This window comes from Providencia rettgeri, assembly GCF_013702265.1.
Taxonomy (GTDB): Bacteria; Pseudomonadota; Gammaproteobacteria; order Enterobacterales; family Enterobacteriaceae; genus Providencia; species Providencia zhijiangensis.
Genome location: NZ_CP059348.1, coordinates 1,700,618 through 1,719,225 on the forward strand (window position 1 = coordinate 1,700,618; position 18,608 = coordinate 1,719,225).

Sequence of the window (18,608 nt, forward strand, 5' to 3'; positions counted from 1 at the left end):
ATCAATTTCCTTCGGGAAAGGTCAATGTTGCCCCCGGTGCTTCGCGGCTTAAATGAATAAAATTCAAATGCTTCTCATACTGGTCGAGGATATCGCTGATCACCTGCTCTTTGGTGTAATCCATTAAATCGTTAGCTTGGGTGCCTTCCCATAAATAGGTTTCAAGGCGGTAATAGTGGGATTTACCAGAGCGAGCGCGGTAGGTAAAGCTTGGCACCGTATAGCGACGTGGCCAGATTTGGTAGATAAAACTTTGCTCTTCTTCTAAATCGACCACTAACTCTAAATGATTAAGTCGCTCTTCTTCGGCAAGAGGATGGATCGCAAATTCCACCTTAGCGCCACGCAACTCCAGCTCTTTCGCCACATCTTGCATCGCGGGAATACAGACTAAATCTAACATCCGTTGGGTATAGGTGGTGCCCGGGAAATTCATCACGCGTCCCAGACGCTGTTTCCACTTAATGGGCTCATTACCATACAGCGGCGCAGGGGCATTGGTATTAATGGCACTGACGCGGCGATAATCTTCAAACCGCAATGACTTATACAGCCCTGCCATAATAAAGAAGATCACAAAACTAAACGGCAACCCCATAATCACGGTGGTGTTTTGCAGGGCGGGCACTCCATCGGTCATTAACATCCCGAGAGTGAGTAAACCAATGGCTACTGACCAAAAAATTCGCAGCCAATTGGGGGAATCATGATTAATATCGCTCAGTTTTGAGGTGAAATTCCCCAGCACTAACGAGCCAGAATCCGCTGATGTCACGTAAAAAAGTAACCCCGTGATGGTGGCAACGGAGGCGGTTAATCCAAACCCCGGATATAACTCGAGTAGGGAATAAAACCCTTTCTCGGGAGCCTCTAATACCGTTTCGGCCAACGCTTTATTGCCATGAATAATTTCATATAGAGCGCTATTACCAAAGATAGAGAGCCAAAGTAGCGTGAAGACAAACGGGATGATCAGCGTGCCAATCACAAACTGGCGAATGGTGCGACCACGGGAAATTCGTGCCAAAAACAGCCCAACAAAAGGCGACCATGCTACCCACCATGCCCAGAAAAACAGCGTCCAGCTATTCATCCAGTCAGTCGGTCTATCAAACGCAAAACTGTTCAGGGTCATGCCCATAAAACGGTTCACATAATCTCCGACGTTGAGTACCAGCGCGTTGAGCAGAAATTCAGTATCCCCTACAAATAAGATAAACAGGATTAGCCCCAATGCCAGCAGCACGTTGAGTTCCGAGAGAATGCGGATCCCTTTATTGACTCCCGATGTGGCAGAAATCACCGCCATGATCACCGAAAGAAAAATCAGCCCGCCTTGCACCGTTAGCCCTTGGGGAAGGTCAAACAGCACTTTTAGCCCGTAATTGAGCTGTACTACACCAATACCGAGGGTAGTGGCGATACCGAAAATCGTCCCGAGCACGGCGGCGATATCCACTGTATGGCCAATCGGTCCGTTAATTCGATTACCAAAAATCGGATATAGGGCAGAACGGATGGTTAATGGCAAATTATAGCGATAACTAAAGTACCCGAGCGCGATGCCCATCAAGGCGTACATTGACCAGCCCGTGAGTCCATAGTGAAACAGTGTCCACACCATCGACTGACGAGCCGCTTCAAGAGTTTCGCCTTCACCCGTTGGCGGTAACATATATTGAGTGACCGGTTCAGCCACTGAGAAAAACATCAAATCAATGCCGATCCCCGCGGCAAACAGCATCGCCGACCAGCTGAGCAAACTAAATTCCGGTTTGGATTGTTCTGGTCCCAGTTTGATATTCCCAAAGCGTGAGGTCGCGATAAAAATCACAAAAACGATATACAAGGTGGCGGCGAGTAAGTAATACCACCCGAAGGTTTTTGACACCCAACCCAGTGTTGCAACAATCCATTGATTTGCGGTGTCAGTCATCAGAATGGTGAAAAAAGAAAACGCCAGTATTAAGGCGGCGGAGGTAAAAAAAACAACGTGATTAAGTTGGTCTTTCTGCCCATTTTTTGGACTTTTTGAATTTGTCATTGGCAGTTCCACAGTTTTATCTGGATGAAAATTTAAAATGAAATTATTTACTAACGCATTGAATTATTAGTAAATATTTAAAATTTCACGGGTATCTCCTCGAGTAATTTGTGAATGAATTGTTGTAAACCATAGTTAATATTGATTGAACATTCAATTAAAAAATCGTTTAATGAATGGGTTCAATGGTCTTATTAGGTCTTCATGCCATGCCGAAAATAGGCGTTCAATCGATACGTAAACAGCAGTTAATTCAGGCCACTTTAGCGGTCATCAACGAAGTGGGAATGCAAGAAGCCAGCTTTGTGCTGATCGCCCGTAAAGCGGGGGTATCTACTGGGATTATTAGCCACTATTTCCGTGATAAAAGCGGTTTATTGGAAGCCACCATGCGCCATATCCAGTATCAATTAGGGTTTGGTATTGCGATGCGACTCAGATTATTGAGTGGTGAAAATCCTAAAGCGCGAATTCAGGCGATTGTGGAAGGGAACTTTGACTCCACCCAAATCAGTGAAGCCGCGATGAAAACGTGGCTGGCATTTTGGGCGAGCAGTATGCATCAACCAAATCTGAACCGCTTACAGCGGGTGAATGACCGCCGCTTATATTCAAACCTCAGCTATGAATTTGGGAGAGTGCTAAATAAACCTGCTGCACGCCGTGCTGCTAAAGGTTTGGCTGCCTTGATTGATGGATTATGGCTACGTAGTGCGCTGAGCAATGAGTCTTTTCCTGTGACGGAAGCGCTCAGCATCACTAACGAGTATATCGATATGCAATTGGCACGTGCAGGAGACCATTCGACCTAACTATTTTTCAAAGGAGACGTTATGCAACATCCACCGATTCATAAGCTTTACATTCATGGCGGATATGTCGACAGTTCACAACCTGAATGCGGGCAGTTTGAAGCAATCAACCCAGCCAATGGCGACGTGATTGCACATTTGCAATCAGCTAGCATCGACGATATTCACTGGGCGGTGGAAAGTGCAAAACAGGGGCAAAAAATTTGGGCGGCAATGACCGCGATGGAGCGCTCACGTATTTTGCGCCGTGCCGTGGATATTTTACGTGAACGTAATGATGAACTCGCCTATTTAGAAACCCTCGATACGGGGAAGCCACTTTCTGAAACGCGCTTTGTGGATATTGTGACGGGCGCGGATGTTCTTGAATACTATGCGGGCTTGATCCCCGCTCTAGAAGGGCAGCAAATTCCGCTACGTGAAACCTCGTTTGTCTATACTCGCCGTGAACCCTTGGGGGTTGTTGCGGGGATTGGCGCATGGAACTATCCCATTCAAATTGCGTTATGGAAATCCGCACCAGCACTGGCGGCGGGTAACGCCATGGTATTTAAACCCAGCGAAGTTACCTCATTAACCGCATTAAAGCTGGCGGAAATCTACACGGAAGCGGGTTTACCTTCGGGGGTGTTTAACGTGGTAACAGGAATGGGCGGTGAAGTGGGTCAATGGCTAACAGAACACCCTGATATCGCCAAAATCTCATTTACCGGTGGCGTCCCGACAGGGAAAAAAGTGATGTCCAATGCCTCTAGTTCAAGCCTTAAAGAAGTGACCATGGAGCTGGGCGGAAAATCGCCGCTGATTATTTTTGATGATGCCGATTTAGACAAAGCCGCTGATATCGCCATGATGGCGAACTTTTATAGCTCTGGGCAAGTGTGCACCAACGGGACGCGAGTATTTATCCCAGAAAACCTGAAAGCCGATTTTGAAGCCAAAATCGCGGAGCGCGTTGCTCGCATTCGTATTGGCTCACCAACCGATGAAAATACCAATTTTGGGCCTTTGGTCAGCTTCAAGCATCTGGACAATGTACTGCGCTATATCGAGATTGGCAAGGCGCAAGGGGCGACAGTGTTATGTGGCGGTGAGCGTCTGATGACTGAATCGCTGGCAACCGGTGCTTATGTGGCACCGACGGTGTTTACTGATTGCACAGATGAAATGCAAATCACCCAAGAAGAGATTTTTGGCCCTGTGATGAGCATTTTAAGCTATCGCACAGAAGATGAGGTGATTGAGCGAGCAAATCACTCGATTTATGGTTTAGCCGCTGGGATTGTCACGCAAGATCTCGCTCGTGCTCATCGCGTTATTCACCAATTGGAAGCGGGAATTTGCTGGATCAATACTTGGGGAGAATCTCCTGCACAAATGCCAGTGGGGGGTTATAAGCATTCCGGTGTCGGTCGTGAAAATGGCCTAATGACGCTGCAAAATTACACTCAAATCAAATCCATTCAAGTTGAACTCGGAGAGTTTTCATCCATTTTTTAATCATTTAATTTGACTGAAACAGAGGAGATAACAATGGTCTATGACTACATTATTATCGGTGCTGGTTCAGCCGGTAACGTTCTTGCTACCCGCCTGACAGAAGATACTGATGTTACTGTGCTGCTCCTTGAAGCAGGAGGACCGGATCACCGGTTCGACTTTCGCACACAAATGCCAGCGGCATTAGCTTACCCACTTCAGGGGCGCCGTTATAACTGGGCGTATGAAACAGAGCCTGAGCCTCATATGAACAACCGCCGCATGGAATGTGGGCGCGGTAAAGGGCTTGGCGGCTCTTCATTGATTAACGGCATGTGTTATATCCGTGGAAATGCCATGGACTTTGATGGCTGGGCGCAAGCGCCAGGGCTAGAAGATTGGGCATATGCCAACTGTTTACCGTATTTCCGTAAAGCAGAAACCCGCGATATTGGTGGAAATGATTACCACGGCGACCAAGGTCCCGTGAGTGTGACGACGCCAAAACCCAAAAATAATGTGCTATTCCACGCGATGGTTGAAGCGGGTGTTCAAGCGGGTTATCCGAGAACGGATGATTTAAACGGTTACCAGCAAGAGGGGTTTGGTCCGATGGATCGTACCGTGACGTCAAAAGGGCGCCGTGCGAGTACCGCCAGAGGGTATCTAGACCAAGCTCGCGCCCGTAAAAACTTGACGATAGTTACCCATGCCACTACGGATACCATTGAGTTTGAAGGGAAAAAAGCGGTTTCTGTGAAGTATTATTTAGGAAAGCATCAGCAAGTGCAGGTGGCGAAGGCGCGCAAAGAAGTCTTATTATGCGCTGGGGCTATCGCCTCCCCGCAAATATTGCAGCGCTCCGGTGTCGGCCCTAAAGCGGTATTAGCGCAGTTTGAGATCCCTCCCGTTCATTATCTGGAAGGTGTGGGTGAAAATTTGCAAGACCATCTGGAAATGTACTTGCAATATGAATGTAAGCAACCCGTTTCCCTGTATCCCGCATTGAAATGGTTTAATCAGCCGATGATTGGTGCGCAGTGGTTATTTAAAGGTACCGGTATTGGTGCCAGTAATCAGTTTGAAGCGGGTGGGTTTATTCGAAGCAGTGAAAAATTTGCATGGCCAAATATTCAATTTCACTTTTTGCCAGTGGCGATTAACTACAATGGTAGCAATGCGGTGAATCAGCACGGTTTTCAGGCTCATGTGGGATCCATGCGTTCGCCAAGTCGCGGTCGAGTGCAGATAAAATCTCGTGACCCGCATCAACACCCTAGCATCTTGTTCAATTACATGTCTTGTGAGCAGGATTGGGAAGAGTTTCGTGCAGCGATCCGCATCACAAGGGAAATTATGGCTCAGCCAGCGTTAGACCCGTATCGAGGCGAAGAAATCAGCCCCGGTAAGCACATTGTGACCGATGAACAACTTGATCAGTTTGTACGAGAACGCGCAGAAACGGCGTTTCATCCTTGTGGAACGTGTAAAATGGGCTCGGATGAAATGGCAGTCGTCGATGGAGAGGGGCGAGTTCATGGGATTGATAACCTGCGAGTGATTGATGCATCCATTATGCCGCTGATTATTACAGGCAATTTAAATGCCACAACCATTATGATTGCGGAAAAAATAGCGGACAAAATTCGCGGTCGAGAACCATTAGCACCCAGCCAGGCTCCTTATTTTAAAGCGGGTAGTCAGGCAGCTAGAGCAGGCTAAAACGTGGTTTATGGGTGACGTATTTTATGGGTGAGGGGACGTCCTCACCCTTTGTGTTATTTATCCACAATTAAGTTAGGGAAATGAGCCATGACGCTTGGAGTGAATAGGGCAAGGTAAGTATTCGAAATAAGATATAAAACAGATTTATACTTTTTATTTAATAAAGGGTAGAGTATTGAATTGAAAGGTTCATATTTGGATGTGTAATCTGAAATTTAACGCTATTGGTGTCAATCTGACAAAAAAATCCTCCAAACGAAGGAGGAAAATAAATATTAAGCGAGACTACTTATATAACACTAATTTTGTATTTACCAAAGCTGACCAGCTAATAAAAATGATCATAATTTGCTATATGAAAAAGGAATGTAAACCGAAAATAATATGGCAAGTATGAATATTAACGGACAGAATTAACCAGCCACTGTAAATAATTATCTTCAACTTGGTTCGGGTCTAACCGAATTAATTCAGGAATTTCATAGGGATGAATTTCCTTGATAGCATCAAATAACGCTTGTTGATTACCAATCGTACTTTTTATCAGTAATAGAATTTCATTATCTTCCGTCACATTTCCTTTCCACAAATAGACTGATTTCATTTCTGGTAATAATGAAACACAGGCAGCAAGGTGGTTATTCAACAGGTATTGTGCAATTTTTATCGCGCTTTCTTGGCTATTAGTTGTGCTTAAAACGATACAAGGTTGTTGTTGGCTCTTATAATGATTATCGTCAAATGTCATTTCAATCTCCTTTATTTAAAGGGCTTATTTAAATGAGTAGTCTGATTCATTCTAGCTTAGCTGCCCATAAGAAAACGTAGCCACATAATGATACAAATAGAGAAGTGCGTTATTAATGTGGAGGTGATTATTACTTATAACGATTATCTTATTGGGTAATGAATTGGCTGCCCATGAGATAACAATATATTTACTCTAATAGCTTAAGGCTTGAGCTAAATAATTTCATTAATCAATTAGCCTGTTTGATTTTTATTCGCTCTAATAAACTAAAGTAAATCTATTTACAAGGTGCTTTATTGCTATTTTTGATTAATTATGAGTAATTCGATTCAGCATTAAGTTTTAGATAGGTAAATATCAATAATTATTGAATTTTTGTATATTAATTGAGTTTTGGGAAATATTTTAATATTTAATCGCTTTAATCCGATGGAAGAGTTAGTGACGTTTTTACGTATAAATGTTACTCGTTTTTATTTTGCAGCCACTTTTAACTCACTTTAAGGGAGTGTGACTGTTTGTGAATTTCAATTACATTTTGTTACATAATGGCTTGAAATTCATATGAAACTCAGTAACCAAATGATAACGATCAATATTTTCAGATGATTATTTGCTAACATCAACTGAGAATAAAAAAATATATATTGCACTTTCTCTGTCATTCCATCTCAAAAACTGTATGGATACCCTTATGAATAAACTGACTCCGTTAAAACCGATACCCACTTTAATCGCCGTCGCGATAACGTTAATTATCTGGTTTGCTATTCCTGTTCCTGAAGGTGTTAATCCGAATGCATGGCATTTATTAGCCCTGTTTGTCGGAACTATCGCCGCGATTATCGGTAAAGCATTACCAATTGGTGGTGTTTCTATTGTTGCTATTTCATTGGTGGCCGCGACAGGCGTCACTAATCCAGAATCGACGAAAGGCGCGATTGCAGATGCATTAAGTGGTTTTTCCAATGACCTGATTTGGCTGATTGGTATTTCCATCATGGTCTCCATGAGCTTGAATAAAACGGGGCTGGGAGCGCGTATTGGTTATTACGTTATTTCTCTGTTTGGTAAAAAAACCATTGGGATTGCATACTCATTGGCTATTGCAGAAACCATTCTTGCACCGGTGACACCAAGTAACACCGCGCGAGGCGGGGGGATTATTCACCCGATTATGCGTTCGATTTCAGACAGTTTTGGATCTAAGGCGGAAGACGGCACTTCAGGGAAAATAGGGCGCTACCTCTCTTTAGTGAACTACAATATCAACCCAATTACCTCTGCGATGTTTATTACGGCAACAGCACCGAACCCATTGATTGTGAGCTTAATTGTCAGTGAAGCGGGTAAAGGCAATGAGCTAACTTGGGGAATGTGGGCGATTGCGGCATTCGTACCGGCGATTGTCTCTTTGATTTTAATGCCACTGGTTATTTACTTCATGTATAAGCCAGAAATTACTTCTACACCGGATGCGCCTAATTTCGCCAAAGAGCGTTTACAACAATTAGGCCCCATTTCACTGCCAGAAATGATCACTTTAGGGGTTTTCATCCTGTTATTAATGATGTGGGCAGGGGTTCCTGAAATGCTGTTTGGCCCATCATTTAGCGTGAATGCGACGACGGCAGCCTTTATTGGTCTGAGCGTATTATTGGGCACTGGGGTGATTAACTGGGATGATGTCCTGAAAAATAAAGGGGCATGGGATACCGTTGTTTGGTTTGCCGCACTGGTAATGATGGCAAGCTTCTTAGGTAAATTAGGTCTGATTAAGTGGATGTCTGTCACAGTGGGAAGCTCCATTGATAGCATGGGAATTAGTTGGGTTTGGGGTACCTTAATTTTGGTGCTTATCTATGTTTACTCCCACTATTTCTTCGCCAGTACTACGGCGCACATTACCGCAATGTTCGGGGCTTTCTTTGCGGCGGGTCTCGCATTAGGTGCACCGCCAATGCTGTTAGGTTTAACCTTAGCATTCTCCTCATCCTTAATGATGTCATTAACTCACTACGGCACGGGTACAGCACCGATTATCTTCGGTTCGGGCTATGCCACACTGGGCGAATGGTGGAAAGCAGGCTTTGTGATGAGTGTGGTTAACTTAATTATTTGGATCAGTTTAGGGAGTATTTGGTGGAAATTTCTGGGTTACTGGTAATGCCATTGAAGATTAACTAAAAATACTTATTCATCAAAAGCCGGAATTATCTTCCGGCTTTTTTATCCTCTATAGACTGTGAGTGAAATTATATTTTACTGGGCGAAAAATCATAAAATTTAAACCTTAAATTAGTGAATTCATTGAAATAAATAGGGCAATTAAATATTCAATGGAAACAAGCTTTTTTAATTTAAAGCAGCTATGATTAATACTAAGGCATGTTGTAGGGTTTTAATGTAATCCGATATAAACAAAGATAAATAGGTTAAAAATGAAAAAGACAGTATTAGTATTGGGTATGGCGGGTATGATGGCATTGTTGTCAGCGTGTTCAGACGAGAAAAAAGAGATTGCAGAGTATCGTTCTGAGTTCGTAAACAACTGTGTAAAAGCAGCAGGCGAATCTGATGCAGAAACCGCGCAAGCTATTAGCGCAATCTGTGGCTGCGCTTACGATAAAACTGTTGAAAAATATGGTTTAAAAGAATTTAAACGTTTAGACAGCGAACTGCAAAAATCACCTGCTGCTGCGCCTGAATTCCAACAAACTATGATTTCATTTGTTCAAGAGTGTGCGACTAACGCGCGTTAATTGAATAGCTTTAGTCATTGTTAAATAAAGCCACGGTGATGAAAAATCCCGTGGCTTTGCTGTTTTTAGGACTGGTTTTTAAATCAACGCTTATTTAAAGCTACTTTATTTAAATAACTGCTTAAATTGATGCGGAGCACAGCGTAAATATTGTGGTGCTACATTAATTTGTTCATTGAGAACACTGGCGGCACGCCATGGCCAGCGCGGTTCGTATAAAATACCGCGACCAATCGCAATAAAGTCAGCTTGCCCAGTCGCAATAATCGCTTCTGCTTGATGAGGTTCGGTGATCAGTCCTACAGCAATCACTGGCATATCGGTATGTTCGTGAATCGCTTGTGCCAGTGGCACTTGGTAATTTGGACTAACAGGGATCTGCTGCTTGTCTGACAATCCACCGGAAGAAACGTGGATATAATTGCACCCTAATTCTTCCAGCACTTCAGTGAGTTCAATAGATTGTGTCAAATCCCAGCCTCCAGCGACCCAATCTGTTGCTGAAATACGGATACCGATAGCAATATTTGGACTGACTGTCGCACGCACTTTACGAAATACATCCACTAAAAATCGAGTACGGTTAGCAAAACTGCCACCATATTCATCTTGTCGCTGATTGGCGATAGGAGATAGGAATTCATGCAGTAAATAGCCATGAGCTGCATGAATTTCAATTAAATCAAAACCCGCTTGTTCAGCGCGTTTTGCGGAATCTACAAACTGTTGGGTGATTTCGTGGATCTTATTCACAGTGAGAGCCTTCGGTGGATAGCTGTCACCAAAAGGCAGGGCGGATGGCGCTACCGTTTGCCAACCATGCTGATCTTCTGGTGCTAAGTTTTGTCCACCTTCCCACGGTAGTGCGCAGGATGCTTTTCTGCCTGCATGGGCAATTTGAATTCCTAATTTTGCATTGGCAAAACTCTTGATGTTCGTTAATAGGGTTTTAAACGCCTGCGTTTGAGCATCATTCCATAAACCTAAATCTTGGTAAGTAATTCGCCCATCGGGGGTTACAGCACTCGCTTCGACAATCACAAGGGAGGCGCCGGATAAGGCCAGGTTCATATAATGAGCCTGATGCCAAGGACTGATGAGACCTTCATGTGCGGAGTATTGGCACATAGGTGGCACAATAATGCGGTTAGTTAGCTGAACTTGACCTAAGTTAGCCGGTGAAAATAGGTAACTCATTCCTTTTTCCTTATAACGAAACTTAAGATAATTCTGACAGTATACAAAAAAAGGAAGACCATTCTTGTGATAAAGCGGCAAATTTAGGTATTCAAAAAAATTTTTCGTTATAAGCAAGCTGAAAAAGCAATAACGCGAAGATAATTTTGAGGAAAAGAATAAAAAGTATAAATCTCTGCTTGCTATTTTTTTTATGAATAAAAATACGAGGGATAGAATATAGATATATAGCAATGTGCCATTTCAAATCATGATAAATACTCGCTTAGTGTATCTCTCTTTGTTAACTCCATGATAAATCTAGAGAGATAAACTTAATTTGGTTTTATGGTTTTTATGGTGCTAATAGGTTTTCACTCTGAGTTTCTATTCTATTCAATGATTTTATTTACCTTGAAATCAATATTGCCGCCGCAAAAAAATAATTTTCATCTTGCAACCTATATAGGGGCTTTATATAAGCAATGATTAACCCTGAGTAATATTAGTTTTATGTAAAAAGAGCCATGGAGATGAAAATAAAATTACAACTGTAAAAGTGTAGCTGCTTTATTTTCAACAACGTGTATTAGCCTGTGAAAATATAATTCTAAAAAGGAAGGTCAATGTGTTAACAATTATTGGTATTTTAATCATCGTGACAATCGTCACTTTACTGATGATGGGTAAAGCTAGCCCAATTATTGCAATGTCTTGTATTCCTTTTATTGGTGCACTGCTAGCGGGATATTCTATTGGTGAAATCTCGGTCTTCTTCGAAAGCGGCATTAATAAAGTAGCAAAAGTGGCAGCAATGTTTTTGTTTGCCATTTTGTTCTTCAGCATGATGAAGGACTTACATATTTTTGACCCACTGATCCGCATGATGGTCAAAATGACCCGTGGTAATGTGATTATCGTCTGTATTATGACCACGTTGATAGCGGGGGTGGTGCACTTAGATGGCTCCGGCGCTGCAACGTTTTTAATCATTATTCCGGCATTATTACCGCTATATCGACAATTAGGTATGAGCCCATACCTTATGTTGCTGCTGATGTGCGCAAGTATGGGGATCATGAATATGGTGCCGTGGGGCGGGCCACTAGGTCGTGCGTCAGCGGTAACAGGCATTGATGCCTCTACACTATGGCAAGGCTTAATTCCCGTACAATTGATTGGTATGGGTGGCGCTGTGGTATTTGCCATCATTATGGGAATGCGTGAAAAGCGCCGTATTGCTTCGGCTGCATTAAATGGCACCACACCGTATCAAATGGATTCACTGTTAGGTGAAAGTGAGCAAATCGCAGATGTGGTTGACATTGCTCATAAACCTAAAAAGCCATTAATTAATGGTGGATTGATTGTCGGGGCGATTATCTGTTTAGCATTCGGGCTACTTTCAGCACCATATGTGTTTATGATAGCGCTTTCTTTAGCGTTATTAATTAACTATCCAAATCCAAGAGAGCAGATGAAAGTACTTTCCCTGCACGCCCCACAGGCATTAGGCATGGTGGCAATTATTCTTGCTGCGGGCGCGTTTTTGGGTATTTTATCCGACGGTGGAATGTTGAAATCCATTGCGATGGATCTGACATCAATTCTGCCAACGGAATGGGTATCAAAAATTCATATTTTTGTGGGTATCCTCGGCGTACCTATGGATATTTTCACCAGCACTGACGCTTACTATTTTGCATTGTTGCCGATTATTCAGCAGATTGCCGCGACGGCAGGGGTTGATCCTTCAGCGGTGGTGTACGCCATGGCGATTGGGAATAATGCCGGTACGTTTGTGAGTCCGTTTTCACCAGCAGCATGGTTGGCGATGGGGCTGGCGGGGATTGATATGGGGCGTCATTTGCGGTATTCGTTCGGGTGGATTTGGTTATTTAGCTTTTTCACGCTAGCCGTCGGGGCGGTTCTTGGATTGTATTAATCGCTCGTCGTCTTTTGCACCCTAACGTTGTTGGCTTCAAAAGAAAACCCTAGTCACATACTAGTGTATGCTCCTAGGGATTTTCTTTTTTGCCGCCTAGTTACGGCACAAAATCCATAGAGCCAATGTTTGGGAGTATTAGGTCAAAAGCGACAAATAAAACCAATGTATGGGGAAGCTAAGGAAAAAACTAAAAGCTAGAATCTGAAATTTGAAGTCTGAAATCTGAAAAGATAAAAAACAGTGAGAAAAAATAGTTGCTAAGTGGAACATCGATTATCGGACAGTGACTATATTGATGATGAGGGAATTATGTGAAGATACCTTTATTATCTGAAACCTATAAGGCTCGACATGCGCAGACCACTTTCTTCCTATCATCCTATTTTGTATTGGCTGCGCGTGAATCAAAAACGTCTGGTTAGACGCTGGCATTGGGCATTTTCAGGGCGCAAATATACCCGCAATTTAGCGGAGCAACCGCTAGAATACCGTTACCATAAACACACATCACGGCTGATCCGCAAGCTGGGTCAATCAGATCTTCGGCTACAACATAACAAAGTGATAAACCTAGGTATTGCGATTGAAACGATGAATGGCATTACGATCGCGCCGGGGGAATACTTCTCGTTTTGCCGCCTTGTGGGAAAACCCACAGCCAAACGTGGATTTGTGGAGGGTATGGAACTTTCCTACGGAGAAGCTCGCAGCGGAATTGGCGGAGGAATTTGCCAACTCAGCAATTTAATCCACTGGATGGCGCTGCACTCTCCATTGCAAGTGGTGGAACGAGCCAATCACAGTTTTGACCCATTTCCTGATGAAGGGCGCGTTTTGCCATTTGGATCAGGTGCCGCTATTTTCTATAACTATATCGACCTTGTGCTGTATAACCCAACCCAAGCAACATTTCAGTTAGTGTTTAACATTGGCGAACACCAAATTGAAGGGGAGCTATTGTGCTCTGAGCCCCGCGAAAATAAATATCATATTTACCAACAGAACCATAAGTTTGTTCGAGAAGGCGGCGTGATTTATCGCCATAATGAAATTTGGCAGCAAATCACCACCAAAGGGCAAGAGCCGCTCACACTTAGCGATCGCTGTTTATACCGCAATAAAGTGGTTGTGAAATACCCATTGGATGAATCTCAATTGAGTGATGTGGGTTAATACGAGCACAATTAGGAATATGTTACTGGCTTTTACCTAATTAGTTCGTTTAGAATCCCCCAAATAAGTTATTTCTTGCTGTTTTTCTGATAAAACACCCAAAATGAGGCCGTCTCGCGGACTAGATATGTAATACCGACACTTGATTTCTCAATTATCGCAGAGGCAAATCTTGCAAAAGATTTGTTGTGTTTTGTTATTTCTGTAGAGAAAGCATAATGAATATGCAATCAAGGAAGTATGGTAGAACGTATCACTATCCGTTCTCACCTGGCACCACCAGCGACGATCGTATTAATAGCGATTGGTGGGCGCACATCCAAAATATTGAACAACTAGTTCATACTGAAAAACTCGATGGTGAAAATAATTGCCTGAATCGTCACGGCGTATTTGCTCGCTCCCATGGCGCTCCGACTCAGTCGGCATGGTCGCAACAAATTCGTCAACGTTGGCAATTAATTAAAGACGATCTGGGTGATATCGAATTGTTTGGCGAAAATCTGTATGCCGTGCACTCCATCGAATATCAACATATCGAAGATTATTTTTACGTGTTCGCGGTGCGACAAGGGAATTATTGGCTCAGTTGGGATGAAGTGAAGTTTTACGCCTCACTGTTTGATTTTCCGACCGTACCAGAGCTTCATTTGGCTATTGACAAAACCCTCACAGCCCAGCAATACAGCAGCGGATTAATCGCCGCGGCAGGGGAAGATAGCCAATTTATTGCACGAGATACCCACACCGGAAAACCGTGCAGCATGGAAGGCATTGTAACGCGCAATCGCCAAGGTTTTGCCGTGGATGATTTTATGCAGCACGTTTTTAAATATGTGCGCAAAAACCATGTCAAAACCGATATCCACTGGAAGCGAAATTGGCAGCGTGCGAAATTAGCGTTTGAGATGCAAGGAGGTGACCAATGAGTTGGCAACTGACAAAACAGCGTGAATGGTCGCAACTTGCTGATCAGTTTGAATTTGTGCGTGATATGCACGGCGTTCCCCAAGATGCGCTGCACCATGCGGAAGGGGATGTGGCCATTCATACCCAAATGGTATTAGCGGCGCTGGAGGCGTTACCGGAATATCAGCAATTGCCCGAAGCGCAGCAGCAGATTGTCTGGACAGCGGCGCTCTTGCATGATGTGGAAAAACGCAGCACCACTCGAGAAGAAGAGGGGCGTATTCGCTCACCGGGGCATGCAAAAAAAGGCGAGTTATCCGCTCGCAACATTCTGTTTCGTGAAGTGGAAACACCATTTGCTATCCGCGAACAAATTGCCGCATTAGTGCGCTTTCACGGTTTACCGTTATGGTTGATGGATAAGCCTGACCCAGAGCGAGCCTTATACGCCGCCTCATTACGGGTCGAAATATCCTTGCTGTGTATGTTAGCGAAAGCAGATGCTATTGGGCGTGAATGCGAAGACAAAGCGGACTTATTAGCGCGCATCGAGCTATTTGAACTGTTTTGCCGTGAACATGATTGCTGGGATCAGCCGAAAGCTTTCGCGTCATTGGCAGGGCGTTTTCACTATTTCCATACTCAACGTGGTACGCCGGATTATCAACCGTTTGATGAAGACGGTAGCGAAGTGATGATGTTGTGTGGTCTACCGGGAATGGGGAAAGACCATTTTATTCAACAGCATTACCCACAAACGCCGATGGTATGTTTGGATGAAATTCGCCGAATGCATAAAATCAGCCCAGCGGATAAAAATGCCCAAGGTTGGGTCGCGCAGCAAGCGAAAGAGCAGGCGAAAGTCTATTTGCGTAGTAAACAAGATTTCATCTGGAATGCGACATCGCTAAGTGCCTCACTGCGTGAAAGCATGATCAGCCTATTTGCCCGCTACCAAGCCAAGGTGCATTTGATTTATCTGGAAGTGCCGTATAAGCAGTGGCAGCAGCAAAATCGCCAGCGCAAATATGAGGTACCGGAAAATGTGATGGAAAGAATGGCGGGGAAACTGGAAATTCCAACCCCTGATGAAGCTCATCAAGTTTCCTATTTTATTAATGGTGAATTTTTGAGTGAGCTGGTGAAGTAAGTTTTATCATCCTGCCTCTGTCAAAGAGGCAGGGCAATCAGTTCGCCATCAAGGCACAAAAACCTTTCCTTCAAATAATTTTCTAGCAGTACGAATAATCGAAGCTTGAATGCCTTCCGGTTTATCCGTCGGGTTACTTAGTGCTACCTCAAATTGACCACTGAGATGTTCAATGGCAATCTTCCGCATATCCACATCTCCTTGCAGATAACGTTCTATAACGGTACCTGAAACCACGCAGCCGGTGGCAATGGCAATTGCGCCCGTTACCGCTAATGCACCATGGCATTTATGGGGCATAAAGTAGCGCACATTAATGGTGCCGCCGTGAATGGCGGGGGAGACCAAAATCGGTTTGGGGATCACTTTTTTGCTCACATCCCCTAACCCCATCATGGCACCAGCTTGTAGACGAATGTGCTCCAGTTTTTGCATAAACTCGCTATCGCCTTCAAGTTGCTCCGCCGTTTCATACCCCGTTTTATTCAGTTGGGGGGCATCGATAAGCACCACAGGCGTCGCCATATCGAGGCAAGAAACTTCAACACCATCAATGATATCGACCACATTTCCGGTAGGGAACAATTTCCCTGTTTTGGTTCCACTGGCATTAAGAAAAGTTAAACCAACAGGGGCAGCCTGACCGGGAACACCCGCAATCGTTGCATTACCGTTATATTCCACTTGCCCATTAGGGGTTTGAATGGTGGCGTTGATAAAGGTATTGGTGTTGACGTTACGCACCCTGACGGTGGTCATATCTCCGGTGATAGGTACTAACCCTTTTTCTAACGAGAATGACCCGACCGCACACAGAATATTGCCACAGTTAGGGGCTGTATCGACGATGCGCTCAGTAATAGCGACTTGTGCAAAAAGGTAATCAACATCCGCTTCTGGGTGTGTCGATGGGCTAATAATGGCCACTTTACTGGTTTGCGGGCTACCGCCACCAATACCATCGATTTGTAAAGGATGACCGGAGCCCATAATCGCTAAGATCAGTTCATCACGTTGTTGAATGTCGGTCGGGAGATCATTCGCGAGGAGAAAGACACCTTTTGATGTGCCTCCGCGCATTAATGTACAAGGAATTTGTTTCATCACGCGTCCTTTTTGAACGCCTTACCGTAAGAAAAATGGAGTGCGTTATATTGCACTCCATCTTTTTATGGGGTAAGGGCGATTAGATTAAACCCATATTGATAAGAATTTCCCACCAACCTAAACCAATAGTCATGTGAACTAATAAGCTGAGGAACGCGATAATCCCACCAATGATCCACCAAGAACGAATATCGTTATAGCCTGCACCGAAGACGATTGGGGCTGCCGCGCCTCCGTAATGGGTTAAGCTGCCGCCGTAAGCGTTAGAGAACAGTAGGCCCAGCGCTAACAGCATCGGCGGTGCACCTGCGACCATACCAACGGTGGCGAAAACAGGAACCATCGCCGCCACATAGGCACCACCAGAAGCGAACAGGTAGCGAATAGCGACACTGATAAACATGATGACAAAGAACGCTAACATCGCTTGGTCACCGAAGGAGAGGTGTTCGCTCATCACATCGGCTAACCATTTGAAGAAGCCTGCTTTGGTGAGCACGCCGGACATACCGATAATACCACCGTACCAAATCAGAGTGTTCCAGCCACCTTTGTTCTTCAGCACATCATCCCAAGTGACGACACCGAGGATCAGTGTTAATGCCATGACTGCAATGGCGACACTTGAAGCACTGACACCGATTTTATCTGCAAATATCCAGCCGGATAACGCCAGTACAAAGATAATGCTGAGCAGTTTTTCACGCACGGTCATCGGGCCTAAATCCGCTAACCCTTTTGCAGCGATCTCTTTGTTATTCACCTTTTTCAATTCAGGTGGATACAGTTTGTAGATAATTAGCGGAGTCAGGATCAACATGATTAAGCCCGGCACGGCAGCGGCTAATGCCCAACCACCCCAACTTAAATGGATACCCATAATGTCGGTCATCATCGCTAATGCTAGCGCGTTTGGTGCCATTGCCGTTAAGAACATATAGCTGGTGGTTTTGGTCACCATATACACGTTTACCAGCAAATAGTGACCCGCTTTACGGGGGCTTTTTTCAGGATCAGATCCTAATGCAACCGCCACACTGTTGATGATAGGGAAGACAATCCCACCGGCACGTGCGGTGTTAGACGGCGTTGCTGGGGCGATAATCAAGTCAAGGATAGCGGTGACATAACCCAGCCCAAGAGTGGTGCCACCTAATTTTCCAATAAGAATATAGGAGAGGCGCTTACCCAAACCGGTTATGACGAACGCGGCACTCAAGGTGAACGCGGCGAAAACTAACCATGTTGTACCGGATGAGTAACCACTTAGAACTTCGCCAACTTTGACGTCTTTAGTGCCTGTTACACCGATGATCACTGCACTGGCAGCAATCGTGGCTAACAAGATCACAGGCTCGGAATAAGGTTTTAATACCAGTCCCACAATGGCGGCAAGGTACAAACCAAATAACAGCCATGCAATACTCGGTAGCCCTGCAGGCGTCGGTATTAAGGCTATGATTATTGGAATGGCTATTAAAACTAATAGCTTCCATATTTTATCTTTTTGCATAGGCTAATCCTTCAAGAATATAAACTTTAAATTTCTTAAATCACATAAAACGAATATCT

General features: G+C 44.2%; 14 protein-coding genes. 9 read left to right on the top strand and 5 right to left on the bottom strand.

Annotated features, from left to right (window positions below):
* Window position 1: 1 nt before the first annotated feature.
* Entirely contained in the window at window positions 2-2,044 is a 2,043-nt protein-coding gene (locus H0913_RS07720) for a choline transporter (RefSeq protein ID WP_154628486.1), read from the bottom strand.
* A 209-nt stretch (window positions 2,045-2,253) separates the two neighbouring features.
* Here H0913_RS07720 and betI point away from each other — a divergent pair, with 209 nt between their 5' ends.
* From betI to betA, 3 genes are read left to right on the top strand one after another with little or no spacing between them, the layout of a single operon-like run.
* The gene (gene betI, locus H0913_RS07725; RefSeq protein ID WP_154604437.1) at window positions 2,254-2,856 is read left to right on the top strand and encodes a transcriptional regulator BetI; all 603 of its coding nucleotides are present in this window, start codon (window positions 2,254-2,256) and stop codon (window positions 2,854-2,856) included.
* A gap of 21 nt (window positions 2,857-2,877) precedes the next feature.
* Window positions 2,878-4,356, top strand: coding sequence for a betaine-aldehyde dehydrogenase (betB, locus tag H0913_RS07730; RefSeq protein WP_181478417.1), 1,479 nt, complete (start codon window positions 2,878-2,880; stop codon window positions 4,354-4,356).
* Between the two features lie 33 nt (window positions 4,357-4,389).
* Window positions 4,390-6,057 (top strand): choline dehydrogenase, encoded by a 1,668-nt coding sequence (betA, locus tag H0913_RS07735; RefSeq protein ID WP_181478419.1) that lies wholly within the window; start codon window positions 4,390-4,392, stop codon window positions 6,055-6,057.
* A 403-nt stretch (window positions 6,058-6,460) separates the two neighbouring features.
* On the opposite strand, the gene cutA is transcribed toward betA, so the two are convergent.
* The gene (gene cutA, locus H0913_RS07740) at window positions 6,461-6,808 is read right to left on the bottom strand and encodes a divalent-cation tolerance protein CutA (RefSeq protein WP_154604139.1); all 348 of its coding nucleotides are present in this window, start codon (window positions 6,806-6,808) and stop codon (window positions 6,461-6,463) included.
* Between the two features lie 697 nt (window positions 6,809-7,505).
* Here cutA and H0913_RS07745 point away from each other — a divergent pair.
* Together H0913_RS07745 and H0913_RS07750 are read left to right on the top strand one after the other, a co-directional pair.
* Window positions 7,506-8,978 (top strand): anion permease, encoded by a 1,473-nt coding sequence (locus H0913_RS07745; protein WP_036951333.1) that lies wholly within the window; start codon window positions 7,506-7,508, stop codon window positions 8,976-8,978.
* Between the two features lie 274 nt (window positions 8,979-9,252).
* On the top strand, window positions 9,253-9,573 hold the full coding sequence (locus tag H0913_RS07750; protein ID WP_154604137.1) for a hypothetical protein: 321 nt from the start codon (window positions 9,253-9,255) through the stop codon (window positions 9,571-9,573).
* Between the two features lie 105 nt (window positions 9,574-9,678).
* Here the strand turns inward: H0913_RS07750 and H0913_RS07755 are convergent, their stop codons facing one another.
* Window positions 9,679-10,770, bottom strand: a complete 1,092-nt coding sequence (locus tag H0913_RS07755; protein WP_181478421.1) for an NADH:flavin oxidoreductase/NADH oxidase — start codon at window positions 10,768-10,770, stop codon at window positions 9,679-9,681.
* A 607-nt stretch (window positions 10,771-11,377) separates the two neighbouring features.
* Between H0913_RS07755 and H0913_RS07760 the strand changes: the two genes are divergently transcribed.
* From H0913_RS07760 to H0913_RS07775, 4 genes are all read left to right on the top strand, one after another.
* The gene (locus H0913_RS07760) at window positions 11,378-12,694 is read left to right on the top strand and encodes a CitMHS family transporter (protein WP_181478423.1); all 1,317 of its coding nucleotides are present in this window, start codon (window positions 11,378-11,380) and stop codon (window positions 12,692-12,694) included.
* A gap of 354 nt (window positions 12,695-13,048) precedes the next feature.
* A complete protein-coding gene (locus H0913_RS07765; protein ID WP_181478425.1) occupies window positions 13,049-13,870 on the top strand; it encodes a VanW family protein in 822 nt (273 codons plus the stop codon).
* A gap of 218 nt (window positions 13,871-14,088) precedes the next feature.
* A complete protein-coding gene (locus tag H0913_RS07770) occupies window positions 14,089-14,799 on the top strand; it encodes an RNA ligase family protein (RefSeq protein ID WP_154604130.1) in 711 nt (236 codons plus the stop codon).
* Window positions 14,796-15,929, top strand: coding sequence for an AAA family ATPase (locus H0913_RS07775; RefSeq protein WP_181478427.1), 1,134 nt, complete (start codon window positions 14,796-14,798; stop codon window positions 15,927-15,929). Before H0913_RS07770 ends, H0913_RS07775 begins: the two co-directional genes overlap by 4 nt.
* A gap of 48 nt (window positions 15,930-15,977) precedes the next feature.
* Here the strand turns inward: H0913_RS07775 and H0913_RS07780 are convergent, their stop codons facing one another.
* Window positions 15,978-17,033 (bottom strand): 4-oxalomesaconate tautomerase, encoded by a 1,056-nt coding sequence (locus tag H0913_RS07780; RefSeq protein ID WP_181478429.1) that lies wholly within the window; start codon window positions 17,031-17,033, stop codon window positions 15,978-15,980.
* A gap of 82 nt (window positions 17,034-17,115) precedes the next feature.
* Window positions 17,116-18,549 carry an anion permease gene (locus H0913_RS07785; protein WP_036951311.1) on the bottom strand — a complete coding sequence of 478 codons (1,434 nt, stop codon included), beginning with the start codon at window positions 18,547-18,549 and terminating at the stop codon, window positions 17,116-17,118.
* Window positions 18,550-18,608: the final 59 nt, after the last annotated feature.

Excerpts from the sequence above, each read along its gene's own strand:
- H0913_RS07720 (WP_154628486.1), bottom strand. The coding sequence starts at position 2,044 with ATGACAAATTCAAAAAGTCCAAAAAATGGGCAGAAAGACCAACTTAAT.
- betI (WP_154604437.1), top strand. The coding sequence starts at position 2,254 with ATGCCGAAAATAGGCGTTCAATCGATACGTAAACAGCAGTTAATTCAG.
- betB (WP_181478417.1), top strand. The coding sequence starts at position 2,878 with ATGCAACATCCACCGATTCATAAGCTTTACATTCATGGCGGATATGTC.
- betA (WP_181478419.1), top strand. The coding sequence starts at position 4,390 with ATGGTCTATGACTACATTATTATCGGTGCTGGTTCAGCCGGTAACGTT.
- cutA (WP_154604139.1), bottom strand. The coding sequence starts at position 6,808 with ATGACATTTGACGATAATCATTATAAGAGCCAACAACAACCTTGTATC.
- H0913_RS07745 (WP_036951333.1), top strand. The coding sequence starts at position 7,506 with ATGAATAAACTGACTCCGTTAAAACCGATACCCACTTTAATCGCCGTC.
- H0913_RS07750 (WP_154604137.1), top strand. The coding sequence starts at position 9,253 with ATGAAAAAGACAGTATTAGTATTGGGTATGGCGGGTATGATGGCATTG.
- H0913_RS07755 (WP_181478421.1), bottom strand. The coding sequence starts at position 10,770 with ATGAGTTACCTATTTTCACCGGCTAACTTAGGTCAAGTTCAGCTAACT.
- H0913_RS07765 (WP_181478425.1), top strand. The coding sequence starts at position 13,049 with ATGCGCAGACCACTTTCTTCCTATCATCCTATTTTGTATTGGCTGCGC.
- H0913_RS07770 (WP_154604130.1), top strand. The coding sequence starts at position 14,089 with ATGAATATGCAATCAAGGAAGTATGGTAGAACGTATCACTATCCGTTC.
- H0913_RS07775 (WP_181478427.1), top strand. The coding sequence starts at position 14,796 with ATGAGTTGGCAACTGACAAAACAGCGTGAATGGTCGCAACTTGCTGAT.
- H0913_RS07780 (WP_181478429.1), bottom strand. The coding sequence starts at position 17,033 with ATGAAACAAATTCCTTGTACATTAATGCGCGGAGGCACATCAAAAGGT.
- H0913_RS07785 (WP_036951311.1), bottom strand. The coding sequence starts at position 18,549 with ATGCAAAAAGATAAAATATGGAAGCTATTAGTTTTAATAGCCATTCCA.